We start from the raw sequence: 13112 nt of genomic DNA, 5'->3' as shown, positions 1-13112 counted from the left end.
GATTTGAAACGTATTTATTTCAGTATTTTAGTCACTGCGCTAATTTCACTTTTCCTTCTTGGAAAGTTCATCGATCTCTTATTTGATTCCAATGATGAAAATATTCCTCGTAGTGAGTTTGTCACCGAGCGGCATTTAGCGAATGGTATTCGTAATGCCTTAAGTCAACATGCGGAAAGTGATCTTCAAGCGCAGGTGGAACATTATTCCAGGCAATTTCAAATCAATCTGTCGTTGGAGAAAAAAAGCAACCTGTCGCTTTCCACTGAATTAGAAAAAAGCGTCAATTCTAAAGAGGGATTGCTGATCGATTTAGATCCTGGTGTGCAGTTAATTGGTGGTATTGAAAATCATCCAGAGTGGTTGATCAGTTATCCCATTGAACATGAGCAACCAATAGATAATGATGCCAGGTTCGAAGTTTGGCTAACCATTTTATTTTATTCCGGTTTTTGTATTATTTTGCTGCTGTGGGCATTGCCTTTAACGCGCCGGCTTTCCAAGCTAAATCGGTTGGCTTCTGATTTTGGTGAAGGTGATCTGAGCAGCCGTGCTGTTGTTAGTCGATTCTCTTACATCAAAGAACTCGAAGTTAGTTTTAACCGAATGGCTAGCCAAATTGAAGAACTATTAGCTGAAAATAAATTATTGGCGGGTAGCCTGTCCCATGATTTGCGCTCGCCATTATCTTGCTTAAGATTTGGTGTTGACGCCGCGTTAGAAACGGGAGAGGCCACCAAAAAAGACTACTACCTGGAAAGAATGGATGGCGATCTCACTCGGATGGAAACCATGCTTGAAGCATTTCTTGATTATGCCAGTCTGGAGCGTAAAAGATTTCAATTAACGAAGCGCTCTACCGATATTGTCATGATGATTAACTCTGTGGTGAATGCCTGTTACCCACTACTTCAAAATGCTAACGTGCAGGTGGAGACCAATTTTGATTTTGAGTCTGATAAGTTGATGGTTGAGCTTGATACCAACTGGATTGCCAGGGCTTTATCTAATTTAATAACCAACGCGATTTATCACGGTAATAACATTATTTTTGTGAATTGCGAAGTTAACGCTCGTGGCGTTGATATTTCAGTTGAGGATGATGGTGCCGGGATCCCGGAAAGTGAAATTGAAAACATTTTTAAGGCATTTGTAAAGTTGGATAAAAGCCGAACTAAGAGCAATCGTTATGGTTTGGGGCTGGCAATTGTCGCTCGAGTTGTCGGTTGGCATAATGGCGAAATTAGTGTGTCGAAATCTGATAAATTAGGTGGCGCATGTTTTACCATTCGACTTCCTCATTAGTGATTATTTCCCAAAACACAAAAGATTTTTCAGGCTAATTTTTTTTCTGTTATTCAAGCTTTATTCCGGCGGATCAGATTTTCCTAACAATATAAAAATAAATCCTAAAAATGCCGATGGTATGGGGAGCCAGCGAATCCCCGTCAGATCTATTATTTCTAAATAATAGAGTCCATAATCCGCCAGCCCAAATACGATTAGTAAAAAACCAATTGCAATAAAAATCGGCATTCCTGCTGATTGACCTGACGGAAGAATATTAGATTCATTGAGTGGCGTGCCACAATTGGTACAATAAGGGGCTAACAGTTGTTCTGTGTGACAATTGCCGCAAGTAACAATTTCTCCGTGCCCCTGTTTTTCAGCAAGCTCTTCATAAGGAGTGGTTTCTTCGCCCTCAGGAACTAATGTGAATGTGGTTTCTTTCTCTTGAACTACAATGCGATGAATTTGCGTTTCGGCACCGTTTTTTTCGAGTAGCTGTTGGTAATGGTACGCTTTTTTATGGGGGATATCGCGTTTAATAACCGTCGGATTGCCATTGAGCAGTGGAGATATCTTTTGCGGTGACGTTTTAAACAGGTTCGCCACCCCGGTTTTGACATCTTCAATGTCAAAACCTTGTTTAATACTACCTGTCAAAATGACATTGTAATGATCATAAATTTTTTCTGTCACAGCCAACCTCTTTCGGTTAGTTCTTTCTTGATTCTAATTCAACATAGGCCATGTATGCCAGCTAATTCTGCCTGTTTATCTAAGGGCTATCAATAATTATCCGTTTAATACCATCAAAATTCGCACCCTGTTCTTAAATACTGCATCTGATGACAAATGTCATATGGAATTGATGACATTCCTCTATTACGCGCTTTAAGGATTTCGCTCACAATAGGTTCACGTTAAATAACATTGCTTCTTCGAAATTATCATTGTTCAGAGTAGAACAGATTTCAAAGGTGCCCTCACCGAAAGAGACGGTTATGAATAATTTAAACATGGATAAAGTGGGTACGGAAAGGCCTGGTTGGAGTGATTTGCAATTGAGTTCGGCTAACTCGATTAAGCCTGGCGAAAGTAATCAGAGCATCGATGTACGGGAGAATCAAATCGTGGCCAGTGTGGTCGATGTGAGTAAGCATTATGGAAAAAATAAAGCGCTCGATAAGGTTTCTCTCAATGTTCATTGTGGTGAAGTTTTATCAGTACTTGGACCCAATGGTGCCGGAAAAACAACCCTCATTAACATACTGCTGGGTCGCCTGAGCGCGGAGCATGGTACTGTTAGTGTGATGGGGAATTTACCAGGTGAACTGCGCACAAAACGCCGTTGTGGGGCGATGCTTCAAGTGTCGGGATTGCCGGATATGCTGACAGTGAAGGAGCACATTGAATTGTTTCAAAGTTACTATGTGAGTCCGATTGCTTATACCAAAGTTATTGACTTAGCCGGGTTAGAAGAGATTCAAAATCGCTATAGCAAGAATTTATCTGGCGGGCAAAAACAGCGACTTTTGTTTGCTTTGGCTATTTGTGGAAATCCCGATCTATTGTTTCTTGACGAACCCAGTGTTGGTATGGATATCACAGCCAGGAAGTCCTTATGGAGCGCGATTGCACAACTCAAGAATCAGGGAACGAGTATTATTTTAACCACACATTATCTTGAAGAAGCAGACCAACTTTCTGACCGAGTTATGATGTTAAATAAAGGAAGCATTATTCAACAGGGAACGCCGGAAGAAATTAAGTCACGAATGCGTTTTAAGAAAATTTCCTTCACCAGCGAAGTGCCAATTCAGAAACTGTTATCACTGAGCGCGATTGAAAGAGTTGAGCTTGCGGGCAATCTTTACGAAATCCAAACGGACAAGCCGGTAAAAGCGCTCAAGCAACTGTTTGAGATGACTGATGATATTTCTAATTTGACCGTTACCGGTGCCGCGCTTGAAGACGCATTCATTCAACTTAACCGCTCACATGAAACAAAATCTGAAGAATCAAGTGATACCTCTGAAGTTGCAAACTAATTTTAGGCCTGATAGCGAAAAGCTTTTCTAACATCATTACTGAATTATGAGAGAGATCTAACAATGAATATAGTTGCTACAGAGTCACAGCCTGACTTAATAAAAATATATCTTCTGGAATCAAAAGCGGAAATTTTAAAGGTGATTCGTTCTCCTGGATTTACTTTACCGTCGCTATTATTTCCAGTTATGTTTTATTTATTCTTTGGTGTTATTTTTACCATGAATGCCGCATCAATGCCGACCTACCTTTTAGCAACGTATGGAACTTTTGGCGTGATAGGGCCAGCGTTATTTTCTTTTGGAGTGGGGATCGCTATTGAAAGAGGTCAAGGGTGGTTTGAACTAAAAGAAGTTTCTCCGATGCCTGCTTCGGCTTACATTTTGGGAAGAGTTGCGGTGACTTTTCTTTTTTCGGTATTCACAATTATTTTGTTATTTACAATAGGGGCAATATTTGGCGAAGTTCGACTGCAAAGAGAACAATGGCTGCTGTTAGCTGTAATTTTGACATTTGGTAGCATTCCTTTTTGCGCAATTGGAATGGCTTTAGGGTTGTATCTGAAATCTAATAGTGCTCCGGCAGTGGTCAACTTATTGTATTTACCGATGGCTTTTTTATCTGGCCTTTGGGTTCCGATTAACTTTTTCCCCGAGTTAATGCAGTCTGTGGCAAACTTTTTACCCGCTTATCATCTAGCTCAACTTGGACTAAAGGTGGTTAGTATGGACTCGGGCCAAAGTGTCTGGTTACACATAGGCATATTGAGTTTATACCTTGTGGTATTTTCAATACTTGCATTGAAAGCTTACACCAAAAAGGACAAACAATAATGAAAATTAAAATCGGTGTTGGTATTCTGATTGTTGTGTGTTTTTTCTTTTTATTGCCTGAGCCTGAGCATATATCTGTTTCAAAAAAAACGACTTCAAATGATACTTTTCATCAATCACTAAGCGAACTCAATAGTGATTTTATTCTTCGAAACATAAACCTTTACGACGGTGAAAAGTTACATCATCAAGTCGATATTCGAATAGAGAAAAGTAGAGTTGTGATAGTGGGAATCAATGTATCGAATGAAAACAACTTATTTGAGGTTGACGGGGCGGGCAGAACCGTCATTCCTGGCTTAATTGACTCTCACACGCATACTTGGGGGAATGCACTAGAGCTGGCACTCAATTTTGGGGTGACAACTGAGTTGGATATGTTCACCATGCCTGACTTTAGCCGGCAGCATCAAAAACTAAGAGAACGGTTAGACAATGATCAGCAAGCTGATCTATTTTCTGCAACAATTTTAGCGACTGCACCTGGTGGACACGGAACTGAATATGGATTCAATATTCCTGTAATTGAAAGTGTTGAGCAAGTTGAAGATTTTGTTACTGCACGAATAGCAGATGGCGCTGATTATATAAAAGCGGTTTATGATGCCCCTGAAAACCCACGAAAGCATTTTCCTTCGATTAGCCGGGATATTTTAAAGGAGTTAATACGGACCACCCACAATAAAAATAAAATGTTAGTGGTTCATGTTGATAACCTGGTATCGGCTCATCAAGCCATTGATGCTGGTGCTGATGGGATCATTCATAGTTTTATGGATAAAGTGGCAGATGATGCTTTCGTTAAACTAATGAAGAGACGTAATGCTTTTATTATTCCCACTTTATTGGTGGAAGCATCGATGGTTGGTCTTAAGCCTGGCGAATTTATTCTAAATGATAGTGAGTCAGCTGATTATTTGAGTAGGATGCAGCGTCAACAGATTTCCGCAAGTTTTATGGATTTTGGAATCGAGGAAAATGCCTTTCAGCGAGCGTTAGCAAGTGTCGCCAAATTATCGAAAGCGGGCGTTACCATTTTAAGCGGCTCAGATGCGCCCAACCCCGGCACAACACATGGCGCGAGTATTCATGCAGAAATGATGATGTTAGTCGATGCAGGGCTTACGCCCGAGCAGGCTCTGCATAGCGCCACGGGGGCCGTTAGTCAGACATTTAATATTGGCTTGCGGGGAACGCTAAAAGTTGGCGCGCCTGCTTCGATGGTTTTGCTAGAGGGCAACCCGTTAGAGAATATTGAGCAAACTCGAAATATTCGGGCTGTCTGGAAAAATGGAAAATTTTATGCGAGAAAAAAATACTTATCGGAACAAGATTTGTCTCCAGCGATAAAGCCGCAAATGATTAGTGACTTTAACTCTGACGAAAAAAACACTGCGTTTGGCGCCGGTATTACTCCTACGACCGATCAGTTTGCAGGTGGTAAATCGATTGTTGCTCTTAATTGGGAAAGAAAAGCCGATCAACCTAAAGACAAATATTTACGAGTTGTTGGGGAGGTTAAGGCTGGATTTGCTTTTCCCTGGAGCGGTTTTTCTTTTATTCCCGGCGAAGATTTTAGTTCGGGAGCCAATTTATCCCAAATAGAGTCGCTTTCCTTTGAAGCAAAAGGCGTTAAAGATATGCAAACCTTGTCGGTGCTTGTTTTTCAGGAAGGAAGTTTTCAGCCGAGTTCTTTGAATATTCCTTTGGAAAAGGAGTGGAAAACTTTTACAATCGAATTCTCTCAACTCCAAGGCATCGATCTTTCATCCATTACTAATATTTCCCTGGTTGAATCAGGCAAAGTTGGCGAGTTTGAATTTATGATCGATAACTTACGCTTTGATTAATAAATATGCGAGCATTCTTCAAAAAGATAGACCGGTTCCTGCTGCCTCCAACTGAGGAGTATCGTTTAGCAGCATACGTTTGGCTGGTCTACTTGTCTATTTTTTATGTCAGTCTGTTGTCGTTTAATCGCTCACCTGAGAATTACATTTATGGCGTAGTCGGGACTCTCGTTTTCCTACCGCTCTATTTTTCGGGGTATTGGATAATATCTAAGAAAATAATTTTCAACATTGCGGGCATTTTGGTTCTTGGCACTCTGCTTGCGTTGATTACACCTGGCGCGAGCGTTTTTTTTGTTTATGCGGGCGCTTTTTGTTGTCGGCTAGGCACGCCGAAAAATGGGTTCTTGGGACTGCTAGTCATTATAATCTGGATTGCCATTGTTAGTTTGTCCTTTGATTTGATTCCTTACTTCTATATACCTGCTGCGTTATTTACGCTATTGATTGGTGGTGTCAACATTTACCAGTTTGAAATGGATAAAAAGCGGAAAGAGTTGATATTGTCCAGAGAGGAAGTAAAGGCCTTGGCAAAAACCGCGGAAAGAGAGAGGATTGCAAGAGACCTTCATGATTTAATCGGGCATACCTTTTCTGTTATTACATTGAAAGCGGAGTTAGCCGGAAAGTTAATTGATAATGAGCCCGTTAGAGCGAAAACCGAAATTAAAGAGCTTGAAGGTATTTCTCGCGATGCACTAAAGCAGGTGAGAGAAGTGGTTACCGGCTTTCGCAGTAGCGATTTGAACACCGAGTTAGCTCACGCTAAATACGTACTGGAAAGTAATGAAATTAACTTCGACTACACTTTACAAGATGTTGATATGAGTGATGAAATCAACAAAGAGCTCGCTATTATCATTAAAGAGTTGGTTACTAACGTGCTTAAACATTCACAGGCTAGTCGAGTAAATGCTTCTGTCATTGGAGATAATGAAAGCATTACGCTTAAGTTAGCGGATGACGGTAAAGGTATTCATTGCGATCAATTTGAAGGCTTCGGATTGCAAGGGATCCAGGAAAGAGTTGATAAATTTCAGGGTAAATTGGTGATAGAGTCTGTTAATGGTGCCTGTTTCACCATAAGTATTCCACAGGGATCAGCCGTATGATTGGTAAAACCATTCGTGTGATGATTGCGGAAGATCAAACTATGCTCTTGGGCGCTTTAGCGGCGCTATTGGATTTGGAAGAGGATATTTCAGTGGTATACCAGGCAAGCAATGGCGAACAGGCACTGAATTTTTTAGCCGATGAGTCGAAAGATAATGTCGATATATTAGTGACCGATATTGAAATGCCGGAAATGACCGGGTTAGAGCTTGCCGAGCAGATAAAGCGCAAACAATTGTCAGTAAATACTATTATATTAACGACATTTTCCCGTGCCGGGTATTTAAGACGCGCGATGGACTTGGGCGTAAAAGGATATCTGTTGAAAGATTCTCCTTCCGATGAGCTGATATTGGCCATCAGAAAAATAGCAGCAGGCGGCAAGGTGATAGCACCTGAGCTACTTCAGGAAGCCTGGATTGAAAAAGATCCGTTAACCGACAAAGAGAGGCAAGCGCTAAGGCTCGCCAAAGAAGGTGATACGACTGAGCAAATTGCTGAAAGGCTCCACCTCTCAGCAGGGACCGTTCGAAATTATTTATCGAGCGCTGCTAACAAATTAGATGCAAAAAACCGGGTTGAAGCGGCGCGTATCGCCCATCAGAATGGCTGGTTGTAATCGACGGCTTGATGTTTTGTCATTTGAAAAGTCTCGGTCATTCGAAAAGTCTTGAATAAGTGAATTACCTAAAATAATTGACTTGCAGTTAGAGTGATTTGAGATTCCCCTTATTTGTTCTTATCTAAAATTAAATTTTTATATTCAATTCCTGGCCGTTAGTCATTGAAGCATAGACAAAATCGCGGTCTCGATGTATGCTTAAATTGTGTTGAAAAAGGCAAGCTTGAACGAAAGTTCTTGTACGCAAAACCACCGGTCTAAGGGGAACCCTATGGCGGCGGGGTTACCGAGACAGACTCTCCCCAAACCTCTCCGTTTTTTGTTTCTACTCAGTACCGATTTGAACGACCAAATGTTGCTTGCATTCATGGCTAAGCCGCTTTTTAGTGGTGCAGCAAAGAAAAATGCCGAGCGTTGCGCACATGGAGGTTTGTAACTGAATAATTGATGCGATCATTGACTTATAAAAATGTCGAAACATATTGAAACAAGAAGACTAAACGTCGCCGAATTGAGAATTGGCATGTATGTCACTCGACTGGAAACGCCGTGGAGTGCGACGGAGTTTCCACTCGAAGGTGTTTTGATCAAGTCCCGAGAAGACATATTAAAAATATCTCGTTATGGAAAACAAGTAGAGATTGACCAGGCTAAAAGTCTGTCTGGCGGGCAGCTAAACCTGATATCTCAGATTGCTGGCAGTCGAGACAGTTCCAAAAAAAGAAATCAGCAAGTTGGCCAAGTGCGGCCATGGCGAAAATTTTGCACTCAAAGTTATTCTGATCAAAGACCCATTTCAAAAGAAATAGCACACGCCTACAAACTGTTGCAGCGAGCCGATCAGCTATTGAATGAGCTGAAGCCCGGCTTAAAAAACATTAATGCTAAATTCGTTAGTCAAATAAGTACCGTCAGCGATGAAATTGTTGCTTCATTAATTGAAAGTCCTGATGCCTTGCTTTGGCTTACTAAAGTGAAAGTCCGTGCAGGCAAAGTCTATGATCATGTGGTACGAACTTCTATTTGGGCGACCTTAATGGGGCGCTCTATGGGAGTTCAACGGTCGTCTCTAAGTGTCATGAATCAAGCGATTTTGCTCTCCAGTGTTGGGAAGTCTTACTTGAGAAAGAATGACTGGCTAGCTTTTCAGGGCGCTGAGCTCCATCCTGACTTTGCAAAGTGGTCGCAGTTGACACTAGAAAAGCTAAGTCATTGCCGTATCGAGCCGAGAGTTTTAACCATTATCGCCAACATGACTGAGCGCTTCGACGGGAGCGGTTTCCCGCAGCAAAAATCGGGAAAAGCGATTCCTTATTTATCCCAGGTTGCAGGTCTTGCTGAGGCGTTTGATTTAATTTTGCACCCCATGTTGACCCGCAAGAGAAGAACTGTAGGGCAAGTGCTTTCGCGTTTATACTGCTATCGAGACTCGGCGTTTGACGGAGAGTTAATCGAGGAGCTAATTCAAGCAACAGGCCTTTATCCGCCAGGAACACAGGTTTTACTCTCAAGCGGATGTTCCGGAATTGTGGTCGAACAGTCAAAAGATAGAAGAATTCGAGCGACGGTAGCCTTGACCCATGATCCCGAGGGCTACCGGCTATTAAGTTATAAAATCATCAGGTTAGGCGAAGGAGATTACAAAGATGTAATCATCAGACAGGAGGGCAGTATGCATAAGGTGACAGAAGATGACTTGCAAAGAATTAACCAGGAAATAAGAAACTACCAACGAAGCAGGTTTGCACAAGCCTTTTCCGGGCTGAGCGGTATATTTAATTAGTCAGGACCTGAGTAGTTCGAGCTATGCAGCAGGGTATTGTAGAGGGGATTTCCCTGTGTTTGTAAAAATAATGCCATCAACAGCGGATAGGTTGAGCTAAACAAAATTAATCAACACCAAAGCCCTTTCTCCTATCCTTTTGATTTTAAAGAATAAATATTCAACTTTTGCGTGTCAGGTAAAGCGCAAAAAAATATATTTTCAGTCATTCTATATTTGGGTTGTAATCGACCTTTCTTTTCTCTATAATGCCGCTCCCAATTTGGATAAGTCCAATTAGGGTGGTTCATTTCAATAACAGTGATTGTAAAAGATGACTGGAACCAAAAGTAAATAGTGATATTTGCGGCTCGACAACCGACCTAATTTTGGTCGAAAAGAATTTTAACCGCACTCCTTGAAAGCTAGGAGAGGCGGCTTTTATATGTTTAATTTTTAACTTTGGAGATTCTTTGCATGGCTAAGCAGCGAATCCGAATACGCTTAAAGTCGTTTGATCATAAGCTGATTGATTTATCAACAGTTGAGATTGTTAATACTGCAAAGCGCACCGGTGCACAAGTTCGTGGTCCTATTCCATTACCGACACGCAAAGAGCGTTATACGGTTTTGATCTCTCCGCACGTTAATAAAGACGCGCGAGATCAGTATGAAATTAGAACTCACAAGCGAATGGTTGATATTGTCGAACCTACCGAAAAAACAGTCGATGCTTTGATGAAGCTTGATTTGGCGGCGGGTGTAGATGTTCAAATCAGCCTTTCTTAAGGGTTGTTTGAGGAATGTTTGTAAGTCGATTTAAGTCGCGTTTAGCGTTTTTAAGTTGACAAACATGTTGGTTGCACAGGTCTTAGTGTGCAATGTATTTAGAGGGTTTTTAAAATGGCAATCGGAATCGTTGGTCGCAAATGCGGCATGACCCGAGTGTTTGATGAAAATGGTGTTTCAACACCGGTTACTGTAATTGAAGTAGCACCAAATCGAATTACTCAGGTTAAAACACAAGAAAACGACGGCTACCAAGCGATCCAGGTGACAACCGGTGAGCGCAAAGCCAACCGTGTTAACCGCCCTGAAGCTGGTCATTTCAAAAAAGCTGGTGTAGAGGCAGGTCGTGGACTTTGGGAATTTACCTCAGATTCATTAGATGGTTTTGAAACTGGTGGTGAAATCAAAGTTGATATCTTTGAAGCTGGTCAGGTTGTTGACGTAACTGGCACATCAAAAGGTAAAGGTTTTCAAGGCGGTGTTAAGCGTTGGAACTTCCAAACTCAAGATGCTACTCATGGTAACTCGCTAGCTCACAGAGCTAATGGTTCGATTGGTCAAAACCAATCGCCTGGTAAAGTTTTCAAGGGTAAGAAAATGTCTGGTCATATGGGTGCTGAGCGTGTCACAACACAGAATCTTTCTGTTGTTCGTGTCGACGTTGAGCGAAATATTCTTCTAATTAAAGGCGCCGTACCTGGGGCCACTGGCGGCGACGTTATCGTTCGTCCAGCGGTTAAGGTTTAGGGGGAGATTAGAGAATGGAAATTAATTTAGCTGTAACTGGTGGTGAAAAAGCACCTGCTCTACAAGTATCTGAAACGACTTTCGGTCGTGAATTCAACGAAGCGTTGGTTCATCAGGTAGTTGTTGCCTACATGGCTGGAGCACGTTCAGGTAGCCGAGCTCAAAAGAACCGTAGTGATGTTAGCGGTGGTGGTGCTAAACCTTGGCGTCAAAAAGGTACTGGCCGAGCACGTGCTGGTACTATTCGTAGCCCGATCTGGAGAACTGGTGGAGTGACATTTGCTGCACGTCCACAAGATCACTCGCAAAAAGTTAATCGTAAGATGTATCGCGGAGCAATGCAGTGCATTTTGTCCGAGTTGATTCGTCAAGATAGATTGCTTGTGGTTGAGTCTTTCGGTGTTGAGTCTCCGAAAACTAAAATCTTAGTAAATAAACTTTCAGATTATGGTGTAGCTGACGCGCTTATCGTTACTAACGATGTCGAAGAGAATCTATATCTTGCGGCAAGAAACCTTCACAAAGTTGATGTTCGTGATGTTCAAGCCTGCGATCCGGTAAGTCTTATTGCTTTCGATAAAGTAATTATGACTGTAGACGCCGTGAAAAAATTTGAGGAGATGTGGGGATGAACCAAGAAAGAATCATGAGCATCTTGTTAGCTCCACATGTGTCTGAAAAAGCAAGCTTAGCAGCCGAACGCGGTGAGTTTGTTTTTAAGGTAGCAATTAACGCGACAAAACTTGAAGTGAAAAAAGCTGTAGAACTTATGTTTGACGTAAAAGTTGACGACGTAAGAACTTCAGTTGTGAAAGGTAAGACAAAACGTACCGGAGCAGTTTCAGGTCGTCGTTCGAATTGGAAAAAAGCCTACGTGTCTCTGCAAGAAGGGCAGGACATTGACTTTGTAGGCGCCGAGTAAGCGAAGGGGTAAGATAATGGCTCTAATGAAAGCTAAACCAACGTCGCCGGGTCGTCGCTTTGTAGTCAAAGTTGTGAATCCAGACCTGCATAAAGGTGCTCCACATGCGCCTTTGTTAGACAAGAAATCAAAAAGTGGTGGTCGTAACAACAATGGTCGAATTACAGTTCGCCATGTTGGTGGTGGCCATAAGCAACACTACCGTATTATCGATTTCAAGCGTAACAAAGATGGCATTCCAGCCACTATTGAGCGCTTAGAATATGATCCTAACCGTAGTGCAAATATTGCGTTAGTTTTATACGCTGACGGTGAGCGTCGTTATATTATCGCTCCTAAAGGCTTAAAAGCTGGCGATCAAATTCAATCGGGACAAGATGCACCTATTAAACCGGGTAATACTCTTCCGATGAGAAACATTCCAGTAGGTACCACAATCCACTGTATCGAGATGAAGCCTGGTAAAGGTGCTCAAATCGCTCGTAGTGCTGGTGCTTACGTCCAATTGGTAGCACGAGAAGGTTCTTATGCAACACTACGTTTAAGAAGTGGCGAAATGCGTAAAGTTCTAGCTGATTGTCGTGCGACCATTGGGGAAGTTGGTAACGCTGAACATATGCTACGTTCACTCGGTAAAGCGGGTGCAACAAGATGGCGTGGTGTACGACCTACTGTTCGAGGCGTTGCTATGAACCCAGTCGACCATCCACATGGTGGTGGTGAGGGACGTACCTCAGGTGGTAGACATCCTGTAACTCCATGGGGTGTACCAACTAAGGGCAAGAAGACTCGTAGTAACAAGCGTACAGACAAGTTAATTGTCCGTCGCCGTAACCGTAAGTAATAGAGGAAGCAATCGTGCCACGTTCACTTAAAAAAGGCCCATTTATTGATCTTCATCTTTTAAAGAAAGTTGAAGATGCTGTGGCCTCAAATAACAGAAAGCCGATTAAAACCTGGTCACGTCGTTCAATGGTCTCTCCGGAGATGGTTGGATTGACCATTGCAGTTCATAATGGTCGTCAGCATGTACCTGTATTGGTTAATGAAGACATGGTTGGTCACAAGTTGGGCGAATTCGCACCAACTCGTACCTACAAAGGCCATGTTGCTGACAAGAAAGCGAAGCGATAGGAGA

Annotated in this window: 14 protein-coding genes and 1 riboswitch; of the genes, 13 read left to right on the top strand and 1 reads right to left on the bottom strand. The window is 42.1% G+C overall.

Features of this window, described 5'->3' with window-relative positions:
• Window positions 1-3 precede the first annotated feature (3 nt).
• The gene (locus tag FLL46_RS11055; RefSeq protein WP_142893571.1) at window positions 4-1305 is read left to right on the top strand and encodes a sensor histidine kinase; all 1302 of its coding nucleotides are present in this window, start codon (window positions 4-6) and stop codon (window positions 1303-1305) included.
• Between the two features lie 60 nt (window positions 1306-1365).
• Here the strand turns inward: FLL46_RS11055 and FLL46_RS11050 are convergent, their stop codons facing one another.
• Window positions 1366-1983, bottom strand: coding sequence for a hypothetical protein (locus FLL46_RS11050; RefSeq protein ID WP_142893570.1), 618 nt, complete (start codon window positions 1981-1983; stop codon window positions 1366-1368).
• Window positions 1984-2288: 305 nt separating this feature from the next.
• On the opposite strand from FLL46_RS11050, the gene FLL46_RS11045 reads away from it, so the two are divergent.
• The 12 genes from FLL46_RS11045 to rpsS all read left to right on the top strand — a co-directional run bounded on the left by FLL46_RS11045 (window position 2289) and on the right by rpsS (window position 13108).
• A complete protein-coding gene (locus FLL46_RS11045; protein WP_210418666.1) occupies window positions 2289-3335 on the top strand; it encodes an ABC transporter ATP-binding protein in 1047 nt (348 codons plus the stop codon).
• 63 nt (window positions 3336-3398) lie between these two features.
• On the top strand, window positions 3399-4169 hold the full coding sequence (locus tag FLL46_RS11040; protein WP_142893569.1) for an ABC transporter permease: 771 nt from the start codon (window positions 3399-3401) through the stop codon (window positions 4167-4169).
• A complete protein-coding gene (locus FLL46_RS11035; RefSeq protein ID WP_142893568.1) occupies window positions 4169-6019 on the top strand; it encodes an amidohydrolase family protein in 1851 nt (616 codons plus the stop codon). The genes FLL46_RS11040 and FLL46_RS11035 overlap by 1 nt, the downstream gene beginning before the upstream one ends.
• Before the next feature lie 92 nt (window positions 6020-6111).
• The gene (locus FLL46_RS11030) at window positions 6112-7131 is read left to right on the top strand and encodes a sensor histidine kinase (protein ID WP_168204129.1); all 1020 of its coding nucleotides are present in this window, start codon (window positions 6112-6114) and stop codon (window positions 7129-7131) included.
• Window positions 7128-7751, top strand: coding sequence for a response regulator transcription factor (locus tag FLL46_RS11025; RefSeq protein WP_142893566.1), 624 nt, complete (start codon window positions 7128-7130; stop codon window positions 7749-7751). The genes FLL46_RS11030 and FLL46_RS11025 overlap by 4 nt, the downstream gene beginning before the upstream one ends.
• 209 nt (window positions 7752-7960) lie before the next feature.
• Window positions 7961-8045, top strand: a riboswitch (cyclic di-GMP riboswitch).
• 178 nt (window positions 8046-8223) lie between these two features.
• A complete protein-coding gene (locus tag FLL46_RS11020) occupies window positions 8224-9537 on the top strand; it encodes a cyclic di-GMP phosphodiesterase (protein WP_142893565.1) in 1314 nt (437 codons plus the stop codon).
• Window positions 9538-9993: 456 nt separating this feature from the next.
• Entirely contained in the window at window positions 9994-10305 is a 312-nt protein-coding gene (gene rpsJ / locus FLL46_RS11015) for a 30S ribosomal protein S10 (protein ID WP_142893564.1), read from the top strand.
• Window positions 10306-10419: 114 nt separating this feature from the next.
• Window positions 10420-11052, top strand: a complete 633-nt coding sequence (rplC, locus tag FLL46_RS11010; protein WP_142893563.1) for a 50S ribosomal protein L3 — start codon at window positions 10420-10422, stop codon at window positions 11050-11052.
• 14 nt (window positions 11053-11066) lie between these two features.
• On the top strand, window positions 11067-11684 hold the full coding sequence (rplD, locus tag FLL46_RS11005) for a 50S ribosomal protein L4 (RefSeq protein WP_142893562.1): 618 nt from the start codon (window positions 11067-11069) through the stop codon (window positions 11682-11684).
• The gene (gene rplW, locus FLL46_RS11000; RefSeq protein WP_142893561.1) at window positions 11681-11974 is read left to right on the top strand and encodes a 50S ribosomal protein L23; all 294 of its coding nucleotides are present in this window, start codon (window positions 11681-11683) and stop codon (window positions 11972-11974) included. Before rplD ends, rplW begins: the two co-directional genes overlap by 4 nt.
• Before the next feature lie 16 nt (window positions 11975-11990).
• Entirely contained in the window at window positions 11991-12818 is an 828-nt protein-coding gene (rplB, locus tag FLL46_RS10995; RefSeq protein WP_142893560.1) for a 50S ribosomal protein L2, read from the top strand.
• Between the two features lie 14 nt (window positions 12819-12832).
• On the top strand, window positions 12833-13108 hold the full coding sequence (gene rpsS / locus FLL46_RS10990) for a 30S ribosomal protein S19 (protein ID WP_142893559.1): 276 nt from the start codon (window positions 12833-12835) through the stop codon (window positions 13106-13108).
• Window positions 13109-13112: the final 4 nt, after the last annotated feature.

It is taken from the genome of Aliikangiella coralliicola (genome assembly GCF_007004725.1).
GTDB lineage: Bacteria > Pseudomonadota > Gammaproteobacteria > Enterobacterales > Kangiellaceae > Aliikangiella > Aliikangiella coralliicola.
The sequence above is the reverse complement of the archived record's forward strand: the minus strand, read 5'-3'. Positions and strand labels throughout refer to the sequence as shown.